Origin of the sequence: Herbaspirillum sp. ST 5-3 (assembly GCF_004804275.1) — a bacterium.
Lineage (GTDB): Bacteria > Pseudomonadota > Gammaproteobacteria > Burkholderiales > Burkholderiaceae_D > Noviherbaspirillum.
The window spans coordinates 121199-138624 of sequence record NZ_STGI01000002.1 but is presented as its reverse complement, the minus strand read 5'-3'; the positions used below and the strand labels follow the sequence as shown (position 1 = coordinate 138624).

The 17426-nt window shown below is 60.6% G+C and carries 19 protein-coding genes; 13 read left to right on the top strand and 6 right to left on the bottom strand.

The window, feature by feature from the left end; all coding sequences use genetic code 11:
- The first annotated feature begins 2 nt into the window (after window positions 1–2).
- Window positions 3–605, top strand: a complete 603-nt coding sequence (locus E6W33_RS04200) for a transglutaminase-like cysteine peptidase (protein WP_136414663.1) — start codon at window positions 3–5, stop codon at window positions 603–605.
- A gap of 61 nt (window positions 606–666) precedes the next feature.
- Here the strand turns inward: E6W33_RS04200 and E6W33_RS04195 are convergent, their stop codons facing one another.
- Window positions 667–1197, bottom strand: a complete 531-nt coding sequence (locus tag E6W33_RS04195) for a cytochrome c (protein ID WP_136414661.1) — start codon at window positions 1195–1197, stop codon at window positions 667–669.
- A 64-nt stretch (window positions 1198–1261) separates the two neighbouring features.
- Complete coding sequence (locus tag E6W33_RS04190; protein WP_136414659.1) at window positions 1262–1945, bottom strand: DUF6639 family protein; 684 nt, start codon at window positions 1943–1945, stop codon at window positions 1262–1264.
- 450 nt (window positions 1946–2395) lie between these two features.
- On the opposite strand from E6W33_RS04190, the gene E6W33_RS04185 reads away from it, so the two are divergent.
- On the top strand, window positions 2396–2761 hold the full coding sequence (locus E6W33_RS04185; RefSeq protein ID WP_136414657.1) for a glutaredoxin domain-containing protein: 366 nt from the start codon (window positions 2396–2398) through the stop codon (window positions 2759–2761).
- A gap of 214 nt (window positions 2762–2975) precedes the next feature.
- On the opposite strand, the gene E6W33_RS04180 is transcribed toward E6W33_RS04185, so the two are convergent.
- Window positions 2976–4157 (bottom strand): PilT/PilU family type 4a pilus ATPase, encoded by a 1182-nt coding sequence (locus E6W33_RS04180; RefSeq protein ID WP_136414654.1) that lies wholly within the window; start codon window positions 4155–4157, stop codon window positions 2976–2978.
- Window positions 4158–4212: 55 nt separating this feature from the next.
- Between E6W33_RS04180 and E6W33_RS04175 the strand changes: the two genes are divergently transcribed.
- The 5 genes from E6W33_RS04175 to E6W33_RS04155 all read left to right on the top strand — a co-directional run bounded on the left by E6W33_RS04175 (window position 4213) and on the right by E6W33_RS04155 (window position 6172).
- A complete protein-coding gene (locus tag E6W33_RS04175) occupies window positions 4213–4572 on the top strand; it encodes a hypothetical protein (RefSeq protein ID WP_136414652.1) in 360 nt (119 codons plus the stop codon).
- Between the two features lie 58 nt (window positions 4573–4630).
- Window positions 4631–5044, top strand: coding sequence for a DUF883 family protein (locus E6W33_RS04170; RefSeq protein ID WP_136414649.1), 414 nt, complete (start codon window positions 4631–4633; stop codon window positions 5042–5044).
- Between the two features lie 115 nt (window positions 5045–5159).
- Entirely contained in the window at window positions 5160–5528 is a 369-nt protein-coding gene (locus E6W33_RS04165; protein WP_136414647.1) for a phage holin family protein, read from the top strand.
- Window positions 5525–5953: a hypothetical protein gene (locus tag E6W33_RS04160; protein WP_136414644.1), complete on the top strand. Its 429-nt coding sequence runs from the start codon at window positions 5525–5527 to the stop codon at window positions 5951–5953. The genes E6W33_RS04165 and E6W33_RS04160 overlap by 4 nt, the downstream gene beginning before the upstream one ends.
- Before the next feature lie 81 nt (window positions 5954–6034).
- Window positions 6035–6172 (top strand): entericidin A/B family lipoprotein, encoded by a 138-nt coding sequence (locus E6W33_RS04155; protein ID WP_136414642.1) that lies wholly within the window; start codon window positions 6035–6037, stop codon window positions 6170–6172.
- 60 nt (window positions 6173–6232) lie between these two features.
- On the opposite strand, the gene E6W33_RS04150 is transcribed toward E6W33_RS04155, so the two are convergent.
- Together E6W33_RS04150 and E6W33_RS04145 are read right to left on the bottom strand one after the other, a co-directional pair.
- The gene (locus tag E6W33_RS04150; protein ID WP_136414640.1) at window positions 6233–7420 is read right to left on the bottom strand and encodes an AI-2E family transporter; all 1188 of its coding nucleotides are present in this window, start codon (window positions 7418–7420) and stop codon (window positions 6233–6235) included.
- A gap of 14 nt (window positions 7421–7434) precedes the next feature.
- A complete protein-coding gene (locus E6W33_RS04145) occupies window positions 7435–8256 on the bottom strand; it encodes a hypothetical protein (protein WP_136414638.1) in 822 nt (273 codons plus the stop codon).
- 442 nt (window positions 8257–8698) lie between these two features.
- Between E6W33_RS04145 and E6W33_RS04140 the strand changes: the two genes are divergently transcribed.
- The 6 genes from E6W33_RS04140 to E6W33_RS04115 all read left to right on the top strand — a co-directional run bounded on the left by E6W33_RS04140 (window position 8699) and on the right by E6W33_RS04115 (window position 16150).
- On the top strand, window positions 8699–9430 hold the full coding sequence (locus tag E6W33_RS04140) for a hypothetical protein (RefSeq protein WP_136414636.1): 732 nt from the start codon (window positions 8699–8701) through the stop codon (window positions 9428–9430).
- A complete protein-coding gene (locus E6W33_RS04135) occupies window positions 9427–10896 on the top strand; it encodes a RimK family protein (RefSeq protein WP_136414633.1) in 1470 nt (489 codons plus the stop codon). The genes E6W33_RS04140 and E6W33_RS04135 overlap by 4 nt, the downstream gene beginning before the upstream one ends.
- On the top strand, window positions 10893–12173 hold the full coding sequence (locus E6W33_RS04130) for a glutamate-cysteine ligase family protein (RefSeq protein ID WP_247869511.1): 1281 nt from the start codon (window positions 10893–10895) through the stop codon (window positions 12171–12173). The genes E6W33_RS04135 and E6W33_RS04130 overlap by 4 nt, the downstream gene beginning before the upstream one ends.
- A gap of 163 nt (window positions 12174–12336) precedes the next feature.
- Window positions 12337–13077, top strand: a complete 741-nt coding sequence (locus tag E6W33_RS04125; protein ID WP_136414631.1) for an N-formylglutamate amidohydrolase — start codon at window positions 12337–12339, stop codon at window positions 13075–13077.
- 413 nt (window positions 13078–13490) lie between these two features.
- Window positions 13491–15524, top strand: coding sequence for a PAS domain-containing protein (locus tag E6W33_RS04120; RefSeq protein WP_136414629.1), 2034 nt, complete (start codon window positions 13491–13493; stop codon window positions 15522–15524).
- A complete protein-coding gene (locus E6W33_RS04115) occupies window positions 15521–16150 on the top strand; it encodes a response regulator transcription factor (RefSeq protein ID WP_247869510.1) in 630 nt (209 codons plus the stop codon). The genes E6W33_RS04120 and E6W33_RS04115 overlap by 4 nt, the downstream gene beginning before the upstream one ends.
- A 165-nt stretch (window positions 16151–16315) precedes the next feature.
- On the opposite strand, the gene E6W33_RS04110 is transcribed toward E6W33_RS04115, so the two are convergent.
- Window positions 16316–17266 carry a cation diffusion facilitator family transporter gene (locus E6W33_RS04110; protein ID WP_136414626.1) on the bottom strand — a complete coding sequence of 317 codons (951 nt, stop codon included), beginning with the start codon at window positions 17264–17266 and terminating at the stop codon, window positions 16316–16318.
- Window positions 17267–17426 lie beyond the last annotated feature (160 nt).

Below are 17426 nucleotides of genomic sequence, written 5' to 3'. Positions count from 1 at the left end.
GCATGCTACTGCTTCTTGCGGTCCTGCTCGTCGCCATGATCAGCAGCGGGGCCGTACCGAACATGGCTGTCGAGGTGCTCGGCGCCTGCGCGCGGCTGGATCTGCCCGTGGAGCGCGTCGCGCCGCGCCCTGCTGCTTACGACGCGTTCTGTCAATCACATCCCGGGCAATGCGACATGGCGGGCGAGAGCGTCATTGAGTTGAACGTCCGCATCCTGCAGGCGCTGACAAAGACGAACCGCGAAGTGAATGCCGAAATCCGCTTCGCAGACGATCCCGAATGGCAGGGAAATGAAGAGGAATGGAGCTATCCCGTGTCGGGTCATGGGGATTGCGAGGACTTTGCTCTGGAAAAAAGGAGACGGCTGGTGGCATGGGGGCTGCCGCGCGCGTCGATGTCCATGGCGGTCGTCTATCACAAGGCATTCATGTGCCCCCATGCCTTGCTGCTGGTGGAAACCACGGCCGGCACCCTTGCGCTGGACAACCTGGACAGCGCAATACATTGCTGGGACAAGGCGCCGTACAACTACGAGAGCCGTGAGCGTCCCGACGGACAATGGGATCGCTTCGACCAAAGCCTGTGGCAATGGTTTCCCCGTTGATGCGCGTGTGGCATCAACCGGTCTTCTTCACTCGTGATGCCGTCCTGCGGACACCCGCGCGTCAGCGCGCTTGAATGCGATCGAGGTATTCGACCAGCATCAGGACGCGGGCGCGAACCAGCGCTGCAGCATCATAGCTGCCGCGCGCTTCCTTGTAATACTCCGCATCCTCTACCCGGAATTCCCTGCCCCAAACAGGCATCTCCCGCGTACCGTGGCTCGGAACATTGCTGCCTTCAATCACTTCATACAGTCGGGAGACCGGCAAGACACCGCGATTCTTCTTGGCGAGTTGCGTCAGGTCCGACGGCGCCGTGCGCAGTTGCCCCGCCATCGGACCATCACCCTTGCCGCCCAAACCATGACAGCTTGCGCAGTTTGCGTTGTACTCCTGCTTGCCAAGGTCTGTTTTCTGTTGTTGTGCAAAGACAGCTCCGCTGCTGATCGCCAATCCAACAACAATCAGGCACGCCTTTATCGCTTTTTTCATTTGCAACTCCTGGAAGTTGGGTGAAAGCCGGTTACCTATGATGAGGAACCACTTATCAAGATAGGCCGTCCCCAGCCTGAGCGAGTTGAGCTTGATCAGCATCTCTCAGGCTGCCGATTCCTGCGGCCAGGATATCCGCCCTGACGCTCCGCGATCCACACACACATCATTCCTCCAGACTCAAGGCTTCGCCGGCAAGAATCTTCTGGAAAAAGCGCTGGCCATTTTCCGGCATCAGAAAATGCCAGTAGGCATGTGCCCCGAATTCCAGCGAGTCGGTGATGTACAGGATGATCGCGTACAGCTGCCAGTGGGCGTCGTAGTCGTAGCGCCAGAGGATCTGTTCGCGCTGCGCCGGCGAGATCGTGGAGAAGAATGTCACGAACGCGATGTACTCCTGCCCCAGAAGCGTGGGCTGCTCCTTGAAGTTATGGAAAGCGATGGCGTGGGCCACTTCGTGGGATGTGACCGCCCGGTAGAGCGACGCGTCGAAGGGAATCTTGAAGGTGTTGCGCATTCTTCGGAGGGCGGCATAGCCGAGGACATAGACCTTCCGCTCATCTCTTGAATATGCGCCGAGCGCCGATCTCGGCACACCCTCGGGCATCGCCTGCACCACCTTGATTGAAATACTCGGCGGGATGTCGAGTCCTTGCGACGACAGGAATTTGATGGCATTGCGGGCACCCTGGCAAGCGCTGGCGGCATCCCTGCTGCTGGATGATTCAACGCGTACCGGCGCGTCCCTGCATTTCACCGTCTTCGCAAGGGCCGATGCCGTAACGACCAATCCCGCGGCGAGAAATCCGGCAAGGGCGCAAGTGACAGCACGACGCTGTGAAGACGGCATACCAAACGATCCGGATGAGACGCTGGTTTGAACGCTGCAGCGATCGGGGAGCATGTGCGACCATATCGCGCCACGCGATCACGAGAGTGTGCAGACCAAGCGATGCGGTCAGCACGTCCTCCCCATGCTAGAAGACATGGAGTATTCCGGCTTGACCGGCCTCAAGCGGACGTGGCGGCAATCATTCAGCTTTACTGTGTGCGTGCGGATGCAGCGCCCGAAACTGCTTGCCGCACACGTTTCATATAAACCCGCGAGAAGACTTGAATCGGCGTCGCGTATGTCAGCGACGCAACAGAGTTGCGGCACGAGTAGCGACGAAAAGTGCGTCACGAGCAACTCGAGGATCACGCCGGCAATCATGCCCCGGTGCATGCCCCTGCCGCGAGAGACCGCGGCGCCAGTCAAAAAGCGGGATATCATGTTCAATTTCGACAACATGGAGCCACGATGAGCAGAAGCATTCTCGATGAAGCACACATCCATTCGGCCATCCGCGCCAAGGTCGCCAGCGACAATGCGGACATCGTTGCTGAAGTCAAGGCGGCGATTGCGTCCAATCCGGTTGTCGTGGTCGGCATGGCGCAGAATCCGTTTCCGCGCAAGGCGCGTGCCATGCTGGATGCGGCCAAGGTGCCGTACACCTATCTCGAATACGGCAGCTACCTGTCCGAATGGCGTCGTCGTGCCGCGTTGAAGATGTGGACCGGATGGCAGACCTTCCCGATGGTATTCGTTCGGGGTGTGCTGATCGGCGGAGCCAGTGATTTGCAGCGGCTCATCGCGAGCGGCGAGTTGTCGAAAATGCTTCAGTAACCGTCCTTCCATGCACAAGGCGGCACTGAGCGTGCCGTCTTTTTTCTCCCACGACGGCCTGCGCTCGCAGGCCGGCAGCCGCAGCAGCTCGTGCCAGTGCCTGCGGCGAATTCTTCGACCACCTCAGCACCTCCTACTTCTGGACGCACTTCTATCTGGGCGCAACCCGTTCCAGGCGCCCATTCGTGCACTCCCCGCACGCCGCACACGCCGGCTACTTCTTCTCCTCTACCTCCTCGACCTTCTCCTCGTCGATCGCCAGATTCAGGCCGCCCGTTTCGGCGCCGCCCTGCCGTCCGCGCTCGCCGCGCAGCTTGATCTGCAGGCGCAGCTCATTCGCCGAATCCGCATTGCGGATGGCTTCGTCGTAACTGATATGCCCCGCGTTGTACAGGTCGAACAAGGCCTGGTCGAAGGTGCGCATGCCGAGTTCCCTGGATTTGGCCATGGTTTCCTTGATCGCGTGGAACTGGCCTTTGAGAATCTGTTCGGCGATGGTCGGCGTGTTGAGCAGGATTTCGATTGCGGCGCGTCGGCCCTTGCCGTCTTCGGTGCGCACCAGGCGTTGCGAAACGATGGCGCGCAGGTTGGACGAGAGGTCGCCCAGCAACTGGTTGCGCCTCTCTTCCGGGAAGAAGTTGATGATGCGGTCGATGGTCTGGTTGGCGTTGTTCGCGTGCAGCGTACCGAGGCAGAGGTGGCCGGTTTCGGCGAAGGCGATTGCATGCTCCATGGTTTCCGTATCGCGGATCTCGCCGATCAGGATCACGTCGGGCGCCTGGCGCAGCGTGTTCTTGAGCGCGTGATGCCATGAGAGCGTATCGACGCCGACCTCGCGATGCGTGATCAGGCAGGACTTGTTCTTGTGCACATATTCGACCGGATCTTCGACGGTGATGATGTGACCGGAGGAGTTGGCGTTGCGGTGATCGATCATCGCCGCCAGCGTGGTCGATTTGCCGGAGCCGGTGCCGCCGACGACCAGCACGAGTCCGCGCTTGGTCATGATCACGTCCTTGAGCGTGTCGGGCAACTGCAGTTTTTCGAAGCTGGGGATTTCGGCGGCGATGGTGCGGATCACCATGCCGGTCTGCTGTTGCTGCACAAAGACGTTGACGCGGAAGCGGCACACGTTGGGCAGCGAAATCGCGAAATTGCATTCCAGCTCGGTTTCGAATTCCTGCCGCTGCTTGTCGTTCATCAGTGCCAGCGCCAGCTTTTTCGTGATGTCGCCGGTCAGCTTCTGCTGGCTGAGCGCCTTCATCGCGCCCTGGTGCTTCATGCTGGGCGGGAAGTCCGCGGAGATGAACAGATCCGAGCCGCCCTGCTGAAACATCACCTTCAGAAGTTGATGCATGTAGGCGCGCGCTTCATCGGGGCCGAAGTTGGAAGACATGACGTCCTTTCTGTGACTGGAGGGGAAGGAATTGCACTTCAAGGATTATGTTTCCATGCAGCACTATTTCGCAAGAATTTTGCATGGCCCTGTGCTGTTTCAGTCATGTCATCTCGTTGCAATAATTACATGCAACGTGTACAAAAATTGCGGCATTTTTTTCTCCCTTACACGCGTTGCGGCAATTCCCCCATCGCTTTCGGCCCAAACGGCTGCGCAGTTTCATGGCACACGGATTGCTGTGCACTTCTCCACCAGCCGGAAAAAGGAGGCCGGGGGCTTCCCGCGCCGACCTGTTTTTATGCTCGCAATCAAGGTCGCGGCGGCAACTGGCGAAGCTGGAAGTGCGAAACACGTTTCCGCACTCAGTATGTTCGCCGTAGTGAGATTCATTGCGGTGTTGGCACAGCGATGACGATGCATGTTTTCTTCATCGTTATTCAGTCCTGTTTAACCTCATCAAGGAGCGATTCATGGAACCAAACATCACGACCCCTACGTCCGGCAATGGCAGCGACAAGGCGACGGTCGGCACGACAGGTACCACAGGCACGACCAGAGGCACCTACAGCGAAACGCGGGGCACGACCCAGCGCACGACCGCTTCGCTGCGCAGCGAATTGACGAACCTGAAGAACGACCTCGACTCGCTGGTCAATCGCGCGGCGAGCCTGTCGGATGAAGAGCTGACGCAAGCGCACGCGCAATTGATGGCGAAGTTCAGCTCCGTGCGCTATGCGGCCAAGGGGATCGCCAGCCAGGCGACGCAGCAGCTCAATCGCGGCGTCGAAACCACGACGGAATATGTCAAGGACAAGCCGATGCAGTCGATGGCCGTGGCGGCCGGCGCAGGACTGTTGCTGGGCCTGCTGCTCAAGCGCAGCTAAGCCCGGGCTCCGGGATGCAGCGCGATGCACGCCTCAAGGCGTCGCATCGCGCTGTTGTTGGCCGCCTCGCCGCCGCAGTGAGCCGGCTTCCTGAACTCGCATAGGAAAGATCGCCATGTTTGCAGCCCTTCACAAATCCAAGCAGCTTTACATCATCACCCTGGATCGGATCGGCGATTACCTGGATCTGCTGCGCGTGGAGATCAAGATCCGCGAACAGCAGATCGCATTTCGCATTGCCGGGTTCACGGTCGCGCTTCTCTTCACCTTGCTGGCGACGATCTTCCTGGGCCTGGCAATCATTATCAGTTTCTGGAGCAGCGAGTACCGGACGCTGGCCGCGTGGTTCGTGGTCCTCTTGTATGGCGGCATTGCCGGAATCGCCTTCAATCTGTGTCTGAAGCATTTCCGCTCGCCGCCGCTGGGCAACACCTTCCGCAACGAATTGCAGCACGATCTCGACGTCATCAAGGAAAGCCTATGAGCCTGAGTTCTCTTGAAGCGGAAAAGCAATCGATCCTGGACCGCATGCAGATGCGTCGGGAAACGTATCGACGCATGTTAATCGAAGGCACCGATCTCAATACCGCGGATGCGGCGCGTGTGGAACGCATCGCGCATACGGGATCCGGCCTGACCGTGTATCAACATGCGCAGAAGCCCGAGCCCTCGCGCTTTCCGCGCAGCACTCTGATGCGCACGGTGACCGAGCATCCGTTTCTGGTCGCGCTGGGCGTCGCCGCCGTGGTGGCGATCGGGCCGCGACGCATCATGCGCACCGTTTCGCAAGGCGCCGCGACGGTCGGCACCCTGTCGACGCCCAGTGAATCGCACCTCGACATGATCGGAAAGCTGCTGACGCTGGTAGGCGCCTTCACGCAGGCGCGCGGCAGTCATCCGCCACATTGACTTGGCATGCTGCGGGCTGGCATGTTCGTTGCACTTGTTAGGAGGAACGTCGTTCTGTTCAATCACTTGAAAGGAAAAACCATGAAAAGAATTATTTCCGTAGTCGGTATCCTGCTGTTCACGATTGGGTTGACTGCTTGCAACACGATGTCTGGCTTCGGCAAGGATGTGGAGCGCGGCGGCGAGAAAGTGCAAGGCGCTGCGGAAAGGGCGAAGTAGCAGAGCGGCAAACCAGGCAGCAAGACTGAACAGGCCGGCCGATACCGGCCTGTTTTTTTCTCAGTGCGCAGTCGGCGCGGGTTGCTCCACCACGTCTTCCACGTAGAGCAGTTTCACCGCGACGATGCAGGTTGCCGTGAGAGGTGATGCGAGGACCACGCCAAGCGGGCCGGAGAGCGCGGCCAGCAGCAAGGTCGCGAAGATCACCAGCGCAGGCGGCAGCGACACGGCGCGCTGTTCCACCAGCGGCGTGAGCAGATAGTTTTCCGCGGCCTGGATGGCGACATACAGAAGCAGCACGTAGAACGCGAGGTCGGGGTCGACATTGAAGGCCACCAGCAAGGGCGGAATGGATGCCATGATCGGTCCGATATACGGAATGAATTCCAGCAGGCCGCTCAGTACCCCGAGGGTAAATGCGAGCGGCACGTCCAGCCACCACAAGCCGATGCCGCCGGCGACGCCGACCATCAGCATGGTCACCATCCTGCCGACCAGCCACCAGCGCAGCACCACCCCGATTTCATCCAGGACTTCATACGCGCGCGGCCGGGCCTTGCGCGGCAGCAGGTGCATGAAGCCGCGCTGATAGAGGCGCGGCTGCGCCGCCATGTAGATGCCGATGAACAGCGCTACCACGCCGCCCACGATGGCGGAAACGGTGGAGCTGATCAGCCCGCTGGCCCTCCCCAGCAATTGCACGTCGAGCTTGGTGTGCGCCAGTTCCGTCACCAGCGGTTGCAGCGGCTTGGCCCAGTCGTAATGCCGCACCCACTGGCGCATGCGCACCAGCGCGCGCGGCAGGGTCTCGACCAGTTGCCCGATCTGCTCGGCGATCGGCACCGCGAACAGATAGCCCAGCAGAACAATCACGCAGGCAAGCGCGGCGATCGACAAGGACAGCGCAAGGCGTTCGCTGATGGGCGTGTGCTGCGTCAGCCAGTTGGTCGGCGCGCGCAGCAGCACCGCCGTCAGGATGCCGGCAAACAGCACGAGGAACACGTCGCTGGCGAACCAGATCAGTGCCAGCACCAGCCCGGTGAAGATGGTCAGGCTGCCGACCAGCACCGTGCGCCGAAAGAACTGCGAATCGCTGAACTCCTGCTGCGCCTGCACCGCGAGCGCCGGCATGTCCGGGCGCGCGGCGTCGGCCGTTGCTGTGCTTGCTGTGGTTGGCGAGGACGTCCCGCCCTCATGCGCTTCGATTCTGCGGCCCGTTGCGCGCAACACGCCGGGCTGCGGGTCCATGCTGGTCGTCACGGTCAGCGCGCACTGCCGCTATCGGAAGTGCCGGTCGCGCCGCCGCTTTTGCCCGCGTTATCGCTGGCGCCGCTTCCGCTGGACGTGGTTGCCGTTCCCTCCGCTTCCGCTACGCGCTGCGGCCAGACCAGGACCGCGGAAGCGAGGTGCTGTCCTTTCTTGCGTGCCGCCGCCACTTTCACTGTCTTGTTCAAGGCATAGCCGGCGGCGTCCGCATGCACGCGGTAGGTGCCGCTCCTGGGCAGATCGACCAGGAGGATCGGCGAATCGCAGGATGCCTGCAACACCGATTCGCCCTTCGCATCCTTGATATCGACCTTGACGTCCGCCAGGTAGGCGCCGCTCTTGGCCGCGAAGGTCAGCATCAGGTCATAGCCCTTCGCTTCGTTTTTCATGTAGCTCACTTCTTCCTCGCCGACGCCGCCGCACAGGTAGGTCACGTCGTTCTGCACGACCGGTTGCAGCCGCGCTGTGACGGGCGGCGCCGGAGCCAGCTCCATGCCCGCTTCCGACTGCATCGGATTGGGTCCGCCGGAGGAAATGTCCGTGCTGCTGCCGGCATGATTGACCGGCGCTGTGCCGGACGCGCCGGAAGTGGCGTTCGAGCTGCCCACGGGATTGGCGACGGAACCGCCCGACTCGCTTTCGGTGGCCGGTCCGGACGTGCCCGACGTGGACGGCGAAGTGATTCCCGGCTGCGAAGGCATGCCGAGGTCGGATTGGGCCGGTGTTCCCGGAGGGATTTGCGCGGGCGGCGTGCCCTGCGCGAGCGCCATCGGCGAACTCAGGGCAAGCGCTACCAGTAAACCAAATGTCGTTTTCATGTCGATAAGCTCCTGAAGCGGGCACCACGCGCCTGTCCCTGTTTGCGACGGGCAAGCGTGGGCATTGAACCCAAGTGTCCTTTGCTTCCCATGCATCATCCATGCCCGTCCGTTTCGAGCACTTGTACAAGCTGCACACAGGGAATGCGACGCAGGGAAAGAGATGCACGCAGTGGAAACTTTTACAAGGCGATGCGAGTCATAAAAACGGTTTCCTGCTGAAATGCATGTTTGTCCGGCACACTCGACAATCTGGCACCGAAAATGCTTTAACAGGCTGTTGAAAAACGTAGCGAGCGGGGCGAGATTGGGGTCGAGGAGCGTACGCGTACAGTTTGCAGGCCCCAGGATCGGCCCGCGCAGTAGTTTTTCAACAGCCTGTCAGGCTCCGTGCCGCAAAACAGGCATATACAACCAAGCGATTTCACGAATACGCTCCGCCGTGACCCAAGCCATATTGCAGCTGCCCGTCAAGATTCTTCCGCAACCGGACGAGACCACATGCGGGCCGACTTGCCTGCAAGCGATCTACCGCTACTGGGGCGATCAGGAATCGCTCGACCATGTGATCGGACGCACCGGCAAGCTGGAGCATGGCGGCACCTTCGCCGTATTTCTCGCTTGCGATGCCTTGCGCAGGGGATACAAGGCAACGATTTACACTTATAACCTCGGGGTATTCGATCCGACCTGGTTCGCACATGGCGTGGACATCGCCGACCGCCTGCGCCGGCAGCGCGAAATCAAGATGGACTATCGCCTGCAGCATGCCACCACCGGCTATCTGGAATTCCTCAGCCTCGGCGGCCGCCTGCGCCTGCTCGATCTCTCGCATACCTTGATCCGAAGCATCCTGCGCCGCGGCCTGCCCATCATCACCGGGCTCAGCTCGACTTTTCTGTACCGCACGCCGCGCGAATTCGGGCCGGATGATGTGCCCGACGACGTACGCGGCCTGCCTTCCGGGCACTTTGTCGTGATGGCTGGTTACGACAAGATCCACCGCAAGGTGCTGGTGGTCGATCCCTATCAACTCAATCCTTACGCCAGCACGCACGAGTACTGGCTGAGTGTCGACCGGGTTATCGGTGCGGTGCTGCTCGGCATTGTGACGCATGACGCGAATCTGTTAATCATCCATCCGCGGTGTCCGCCGCGACAGGAAGTACCATGAACATCCTCTTCGTCGTAAGTCAACAGCAAGATTGGCCTTTCGACATACCCGGTGTCACAGTGATACCTGCACAAACCTACTTGATGGACCCCGCCTACGGGGATACCAGCACCACCACCAAAGTCTTCAACCTCTGCAACACCTATCGCTACCAAAGCCAGGGCTATTACGTATCTCTCCTTGCCGAAGCGCGCGGTCATCAGCCGCTGCCGGATGCGCAGGCGATGAAGGATCTGCAATCGGACAGCCTGGTACAGGACATCACGGAAAAGCTCGATGACCTGATTGACTGCTCGTTTTCGCGCGTGTCGGATGACTTCGCTGACCTGAACATCTATTTCGGACGCGATGCCGACCAGCACCATCAGCATCTGAGCGAACAGTTGTTCAAGCTGCTGCGCACGCCCGTCTTGCATGCACGCTTCGAACGCGCCAACGAGCACTGGCACCTGTGCAGCATTTACCCGGGCAGCGTGCGCGATATTCCATTGCACCATCAGCCATGCGCGATGCAGGCGGCGATCGATTACCTCAAGGAACAAAAGATCCGCAGCAATGCGTCGCCCAGCAAGCAGGCCTCGCTGGCGATCCTGTACGATCCGCAGCGCAAGGAGCTGCCGTCGAACCCGGAAGCGCTGCGCAAATTCCTGGAAGCGGCCGAATTGCTCGGCATGCACGCGGAGCTGATCACGCCGAAGGACGCGCGCCGCGTAACCGACTTCGACGCGCTCTTCATCCGCGACACCACCAACGTCGACCACTACACTTACCAGCTGTCGCGCCAGGCGGCCGACGCCGGCATGGTGGTCATCGACGATCCCGAATCGATCCTGCGTTGCACCAACAAGATTTACCTGAACGAATTGCTGACCCGGCATCACATCCCCACGCCGAAAACGCTGGTGGTACACAAGGGCAATGTCGACCAGATCGTGTCCACGCTCGGGTTGCCCTGCATCCTGAAGCAACCCGATGGCGCGTTTTCATCCGGCGTTTTGAAAATCGAGTCGGAGCAGGAATTGCTGGTGAAGGTGAATGAATTGCTGAAAGAGTCGGAACTGGTGCTGGCGCAGGAATACCTGCCGACTGACTTCGACTGGCGCATCGGCGTGCTCGACCAGCGCCCGCTCTTCGTCTGCAAATATTACATGGCGCCCGGTCACTGGCAGATCATCAAGCATGAACACCAGCGCATGAGCGAAGGCAAGACCGAGGCGTTGTCGGTCGGCGAAGTGCCGGACGATGTGGTGAAGATCGCGGTGCAGGCTGCCAACCTGATGGGCGATGGCTTCTACGGCGTGGACCTGAAGCAGGTCGGCGTCCAGAACTACGTTATCGAAATCAACGACAACCCGAATGTCGATGCCGGCAATGAGGATGCGGTGCTGTCCGATGCGCTGTACCGCGAAGTCATGGGCGTTTTCCGAAAACGCATCGAGGAACGCAAAGGGAGTGTTGCGCCATGATGCAGGAAACGATACAGGAAGCGGATCCGCCCCTGCTGCATGCCTTCACCGGAGTCGGCATTGAACTGGAATACATGATCGTGCAGCGTGACGGCCTGGATGTGCGGCCGATTGCCGACCGCTTGTTACGCGAAGGGTCGGAGGGCGAAGGCAGGGTCGTGAATGAAGTGCGGCGTGGCGCGCTCGGCTGGTCCAATGAGCTGGTGATGCATGTCATCGAAATCAAGAACCGGCGCCCTGCCGCGTCGCTATCGTCGCTGCCCGATGCCTTTCAAGCCGAGGTGCGCGCCATCAACGCGCGCCTGGCGGCCATGGACGCGCAATTGATGCCCGGCGCGATGCACCCATGGATGGACCCGCTCACCGAGACGCATATCTGGCCGCATGACAATGACGCGATCTACCGCGCCTACGACCGCATTTTCGACAGCAAGAGTCATGGTTGGGCAAATCTGCAGAGCATGCATATCAACTTGCCTTTCGCCGGCGACGACGAGTTCGCGCGCCTGCACGCCGCCATTCGCCTGGTACTGCCCATTCTGCCAGCGCTGGCGGCCAGCTCGCCGATTGCCGAAGGGCGCCGTACCGGCTGGTGCGATTACCGCATGCATGTGTATGCCGACAATGCGCGAACCATTCCCTCGATCACGGGGATGGTGGTGCCGGAAACCGTCACCCACCGCGCGGGATACGAGCAGCGCATTCTGGCGCCGATGTACCGCGATATCGCGGCGCTCGATCCGGAACACGTCTTGCAGGAAGAATGGCTGAACTCGCGCGGCGCAATTGCGCGCTTCGAACGCAACGCGATCGAAATCCGTGTTGTCGATACGCAAGAGTGCCCGCAGGCCGATCTCGCGGTCGCGGCGGCAAGCACCGATGCGGTACGACGCCTGTATCAGGCCGGCGACGACGTACTGGTGGCGCAGCAGGAAATGCCGACCGCGGCGCTGGCGGCGATTCTGCATGACTGCATCCGCGATGCCGATGCCACGATCATCCGCAATGATGCCTACCTGCGGCTGCTCGACTTCCCCGAGCGCAACGCCAGCGCGAACGATCTGTGGCGCTTCCTGGTCGGCCGCATGATGGAGGACGATACCGGGCAGTCGGGCCGGTGGCAAGAGCCCTTGCAGGTCATGATCGAGCACGGCCCGCTGGCACGTCGGATACTGCGCGCAGTGGGTGGCGATTTTTCGCGGAAACACTTGCAGGCCGTGTACGCTCGCCTGTGCGATTGCCTGCAGGAGGGGAGAATGTTTGTCGAGGGGGGCTGATGCAATACGCAGGGTGCTTGCATCATTCCATTACCCGGCCCACGGAAGACACGGAAAGAGCCTGTGCCCGATTTTTTCCGCGCCTTCCGTATCTCCCGTGGACGACATATCGTCTTGCTTGCCAGAGACTGTACCAGACCGGACCGATCAACTCGAACCCGCGATGACATCCACCACGCCGGACTTCTTCTTCGTCACGTGCGAGCATGGCGGCAATCGCATTCCGTCGCGCTATCGAGATTTCTTTCGCGGTCGCGAGGAATTGCTGCGCACGCATCGCGGTTATGACGTCGGCGCGCTGCGCGTGGCGCGCGAATTGTCGCAGGCCTTGTCGGCGCCTCTGCTGGTGTCAACCATCAGCCGCCTGCTGATCGATCTCAACCGCTCGCCCAGCCACCCCAAGCTGTTTTCCGAAGCGACGCGCCCTGCCCCGGCCGACATCCGCGAAGAAATCTTCCAGCGCTATTACCGCCCCTACCGCACCAAGGCCGAGACGCAGATCGCGCAAGCGGTCGCCGGCGGCGCACGCGTGATTCACATCTCCTGTCACAGCTTCACGCCGGAACTCAACGGCGAGGTACGCAACGCCGACCTCGGGCTGCTGTACGACCCGGCGCGGCGAGCCGAAGCGGAGCTGTGCCAGCGCTGGAAAAACGCGCTGCGAAGCGCGGCCCATGCACTCAAGACGCGGCTGAACTACCCCTACACCGGTACGGCCGACGGTTTCACGGTTTACCTGCGGCGGCGCTTCGAGGAAGCGAGCTATCTCGGCATCGAGCTGGAAATCAATCAGAAGCATGTACGCCAGCCCGGCGAACACTGGCGGCAACTGCGCCGCATTATCATCGACACGCTGCGAAGCTCGGCAGCGCGCAACAGACTGGAGACCGCGACCGCCAGATAAAGCCGCGACGCCTGCATGCTGTTGCGAATGCGGCCTCGCGCATGCTGCAAATTGACCTGAGTCAAGCAAATAAAAGTAATCCAAATTCTTCCCGCCTCCATGGGATTGACGATTGTCCTGCATAGGTCGATAGTAGATTGGTTGCAAGGCATCATCGGAGGCGTGAAGCTTTCCGACGGGCCGACATCCGCCGCACGGACCTTGACCGCAGTCCATCCCGATCAATTGCAGGATGAAGCACCGCGGAGGCGGGTGGAAGACAGCGAAATCCTCCGCGGCAACTTGCAGGGCAGCGCGCCGAAATTCGCTGTGCACACCCGTCCCACGATTCTCTATCCCCCAACTTTCCGGATCACCCGGCCGAGGCGTTGCGGGTGCGAGGATCGGACTGGATAACCTGGTTCCCGGTGCATATGTACCATTTTCATCGCCTTCGAGCATACAAGTCCGTCGCGCCGATCCTCACGTTCGCGGTGTGCCTTGCCGCGACCACCTCACTATCCATCCGCATTCGCGCTTACGAGGAAAGGTTCGAGCATTTCAAGCTGGAGCAGCGTGCCGACGCGCATGTCGCCGCCATCCGCAACGAGCTTGAAGACGTCATGCATGAGTTGGAGCTCATCAACCACACGCTTGAAATCTTCGGGCCGATGAACGAAAAGCAATTCGAGAGCTTCCTGCAACCGATCTTCAAACGCTATCCGCATATCGAGAACCTCAGCACCGCGCCGCTAGCCGACGGACACAACTGGCCGGCGTACCAGGCAGTGCCGCGCGTCAAGGCCGCGCCCTCGACGTTCTCATCTCGCGGATTTCAGCGCGTCGGCGAAACAAACCGCCACCGGGTTTTTAACGTAACACTGCCCGTACTGAGCAACAAGCCCACCAGGAACAACCGCATGGTGCTCGGCCATACCACGGCCGTGGTGGATGTCGACGAGCTCGTTTCCAGCGCTCTTCTGTCGGCCTCCCTGCCGCAGACTCCGGAGCTCGGGATTAACGTCCATGCGCATGTCTTCGCCAACGACGGTGACTTGATCTCCTACCGCAAGGACATGAACAAGGACAAGGTCATGGATGACCTGTTTCCGCCTCTCCTGCAGCGCAAGCAAATGCTTGTCTCGCGAAGCTTCGATGCCGCCGGTGCGCCGTGGCATCTCACGATCTCGTCCCAGGCCACGCCGTTTTCTCCCGGCACGCTCGGCTCCGAGCTGACCATGCTTGCCGGCGTCTTGTTCAGCGCCATGATCGGACTCTGGATGCACGTCCAGGCTTCCCGTGCCAGCCACATCCAGAGTCTGGTGGTGGCGCGCACCGCCGAGCTGTCAGCGATCAACGCGCGCCTGACCGAAGACATCGCCGCGCGGGAGCGGGCCGAAGAGGACCTGTGGCAGGCACAGCAGGTATTGACCGTCGCGCAAAAGCTCGGCCATCTCGGCAGCTGGGAAATCAATGCGCAAACCGGCGAAATGAAATGTTCGGACGAGTTGTTCCGCATCTTCGGACTGGAGCCGCAATCCGTCACGCCGACGCTGGACGATTTTCTCGGCAGGATTCACCCGGAAGACCGGGACGCGGCCCGGCATGCGATGGCGCAGGCGCGCGAGGAAGGCCGGAATTTCCGGATGGAGAGCCGGATCGTTCGCCCCGACGGCACTATCCGTTACACCATCAGCGTGGGGGAAGCCACGCGCTGCCAGTATGGCCGGGTGTTGAAATCGGCGGGCTCGATGCTGGATATCACGGAACAGAAACAGACCGAGCTGGCGCTGCGCGATTCGCGTGAAGACCTGCGCGAACTGGCCGCGCATCAGGAGCGTATCCGCGAGGACGAACGCAAGCGCATCGCGCGCGAGGTGCACGATGCGCTGGGCAGCGTTCTGGCGGGCATCAAGGCGTATCTGTCGGTCAGCATCAGCCGTGCTTCCGATCCGGACCGGCTGCTGACCGAAGCCTCCGGCCTGGTCGACCGTGCCTCGCAGACGGTGCGCGAAGTGGTGTCCGAACTGCGCCCGAGCGTGATCGATCAACTGGGTGTATGGGAAGCGCTGCGCTGGTACTCACACGAGATCGAGCGGCGCACGCAGATGGTGTGCGAGTGCATCATCGACGAGAACCTCAACAACCTCGAGATCGATGCCGAACGCAGCATTGCGATCTTTCGCATCGTGCAGGAAGCGCTGACCAATGTGCAGCGGCATGCGCACGCCTGGTGGGCGACCGTCCGCGCCACTCTGCTCGAGGACACCATCGTGATCGAAATCGAAGACAACGGAAAGGGCAGCGATTTCTCCGTGCAGCCCGCGAGGCAAAGCTGGGGCATCGTCGGCATGCATGAGCGCGCGCGCTATTTCGGCGGTGAATTCGACATCGTCAGCATTCCCGACAAGGGAACCATCGCCAGCTTGCGCCTGCCCTTGAACAGCATGAGAAAGGAAGAAGCATGATCAGGGTAATGCTGGTGGACGATCATCTGATCGTGCGCAGCGGCGTCCGCCTGATGCTCGGCACGGCGGACGACATCACTGTCGCCTGCGAAGCGGAAACAGTGCGCGACGCCTTGCTGCAGGCGGAGAAGGAAGAAATCGACGTGGCCATCATCGACATCGCGCTGCCGGACCGCAGCGGGCTGGAATTGCTGAAGCTTCTCAAGGCAAGAAAGCCGAAGCTCGCGGTGCTGGTCCTGAGCATGTACGCGGAAGACATCTATGCCGTGCGTGCGCTACGGGCGGGCGCCTCCGGCTACCTGACCAAGAACTCCCCCGCCCCCATCATCGTCGCTGCCGTGCACAAGGCCGCTGCCGGCGGCAAATACATTACGCCCACGCTGGTGGAAAAATTCGCGGACCTCCTGGTCGGCGAGGAGCAGCCGGCGCACGAACGCCTGTCGGATCGTGAGCTGGAAGTCCTCAAGCATATCGCCTTGGGATCCAGTCTGATACGGATCGCGGAGATGCTCAACCTGAGCCCGCATACCGTCACCACTTACCGCGCGCGGATACTGGAAAAGATGGGCCTGAGCAGCAATGTCGAGATTGCACGCTACGCGTTTGAAAACGACTTGCTGTTGTAAGGCTTCTCCCCATCGCTCGTTTCCGGACAGGATGCCGAAATTCTGGCACGACCGCACCGCACGACTGGCGCTTCGATGCCACCGATCGCGTATCCCTGCACTCGGCTGCATGCATGGCCGGTATCGAACTGCCCGCCGCGTGCAGGAACGGCACATGGTGGTCTGCTAATCCCCTGCCGAACTTTCAAGCACTGCAGCATGATCACCCCATGGATCAACATGGGTCATCACATTGAGCACACGATGCCTCTGCAGCACGCGACTGCGCGCTTCAACGGCAATGGCATGCCCTTTTTCGACAGTCAACGTCGCATCGATCTCGATGTGGACGTCGACGACAATCATGTCTCCCATCTTGCGGGTGCGGAGATCATGGATGCCGCGCACACCAGGCGTGCCCATCAGCGTTTCGCGGATGGCCTCGGTGTCGCTTGTGTCGACGGCCCGGTCCATCAGGTCGTGCAATGCATCCCAGGTGAATCCCCATCCCATCCTTGCGACCATGAATCCAACAATCAATGCGGCAATGGGATCGAGAATGGGATAGCCCGAAAGGTTACCGACAATGCCGACGCCAACCACCAGGGACGATGCCGCGTCGGATCGTGCATGCCATGCATTGGCGACCAGCATGCTTGATTTGACCCGCTTCCCCGCGGACAGCATGTAGCGAAACAACATTTCTTTCGCAATCAATGACACCGCGGCGGTCCAAAGCGCGGCAATGTGTACTGCCTGAACCGTTTCCGGGGCCTCAAGTTTGCGGAATGCCGCCCATAGCATGCCCAGTCCGACTGCAAGCAATAACATGCCCAGCACCATGGATGCAGCCGTTTCGAAGCGCTGATGGCCGTAATGATGGTCATCGTCGGCTTCTCGTTTACTGTGATGGCTGGCAAACAGGACGACGAAATCCGCTACCAGATCGGATAAGGAATGGATGCCGTCGGCGACCAGGCCTTGTGACTTGGCCAGTACGCCGGCGGTTATCTGGGTCAAGGTCAGTAACAGATTCACCCAGATACTGACCCAGGTGCTGCGGGACGCGACTGCAGCACGCTTTGCCTGGCTTTCCGGCGAGACTTCAACATCGTCATCAAACTGGTCAGAAATCATGTTGTGCGTCCAGAGATATCAGGTCAGGTGCCGGGCGATCGCGACAGTCGCGGTATGACGATCGCCGGAGAAGGTTCCAAAGTTCATTGAGGCAGAGAGGAAGGTAGTCAAGACGACCGGCACCAAGGCGCCGACAATGACAGCGACATATTGGCGAATA

Coding starts and splice junctions, on each gene's coding strand:
- E6W33_RS04200 (WP_136414663.1), top strand. CDS start 3: ATGCTACTGCTTCTTGCGGTCCTGCTCGTCGCCATGATCAGCAGCGGG.
- E6W33_RS04195 (WP_136414661.1), bottom strand. CDS start 1,197: ATGCTGATCAAGCTCAACTCGCTCAGGCTGGGGACGGCCTATCTTGAT.
- E6W33_RS04190 (WP_136414659.1), bottom strand. CDS start 1,945: ATGCCGTCTTCACAGCGTCGTGCTGTCACTTGCGCCCTTGCCGGATTT.
- E6W33_RS04185 (WP_136414657.1), top strand. CDS start 2,396: ATGAGCAGAAGCATTCTCGATGAAGCACACATCCATTCGGCCATCCGC.
- E6W33_RS04180 (WP_136414654.1), bottom strand. CDS start 4,157: ATGTCTTCCAACTTCGGCCCCGATGAAGCGCGCGCCTACATGCATCAA.
- E6W33_RS04175 (WP_136414652.1), top strand. CDS start 4,213: ATGCAGCACTATTTCGCAAGAATTTTGCATGGCCCTGTGCTGTTTCAG.
- E6W33_RS04170 (WP_136414649.1), top strand. CDS start 4,631: ATGGAACCAAACATCACGACCCCTACGTCCGGCAATGGCAGCGACAAG.
- E6W33_RS04165 (WP_136414647.1), top strand. CDS start 5,160: ATGTTTGCAGCCCTTCACAAATCCAAGCAGCTTTACATCATCACCCTG.
- E6W33_RS04160 (WP_136414644.1), top strand. CDS start 5,525: ATGAGCCTGAGTTCTCTTGAAGCGGAAAAGCAATCGATCCTGGACCGC.
- E6W33_RS04155 (WP_136414642.1), top strand. CDS start 6,035: ATGAAAAGAATTATTTCCGTAGTCGGTATCCTGCTGTTCACGATTGGG.
- E6W33_RS04150 (WP_136414640.1), bottom strand. CDS start 7,420: ATGGACCCGCAGCCCGGCGTGTTGCGCGCAACGGGCCGCAGAATCGAA.
- E6W33_RS04145 (WP_136414638.1), bottom strand. CDS start 8,256: ATGAAAACGACATTTGGTTTACTGGTAGCGCTTGCCCTGAGTTCGCCG.
- E6W33_RS04135 (WP_136414633.1), top strand. CDS start 9,427: ATGAACATCCTCTTCGTCGTAAGTCAACAGCAAGATTGGCCTTTCGAC.
- E6W33_RS04130 (WP_247869511.1), top strand. CDS start 10,893: ATGATGCAGGAAACGATACAGGAAGCGGATCCGCCCCTGCTGCATGCC.
- E6W33_RS04125 (WP_136414631.1), top strand. CDS start 12,337: ATGACATCCACCACGCCGGACTTCTTCTTCGTCACGTGCGAGCATGGC.
- E6W33_RS04120 (WP_136414629.1), top strand. CDS start 13,491: ATGTACCATTTTCATCGCCTTCGAGCATACAAGTCCGTCGCGCCGATC.
- E6W33_RS04115 (WP_247869510.1), top strand. CDS start 15,521: ATGATCAGGGTAATGCTGGTGGACGATCATCTGATCGTGCGCAGCGGC.
- E6W33_RS04110 (WP_136414626.1), bottom strand. CDS start 17,266: ATGATTTCTGACCAGTTTGATGACGATGTTGAAGTCTCGCCGGAAAGC.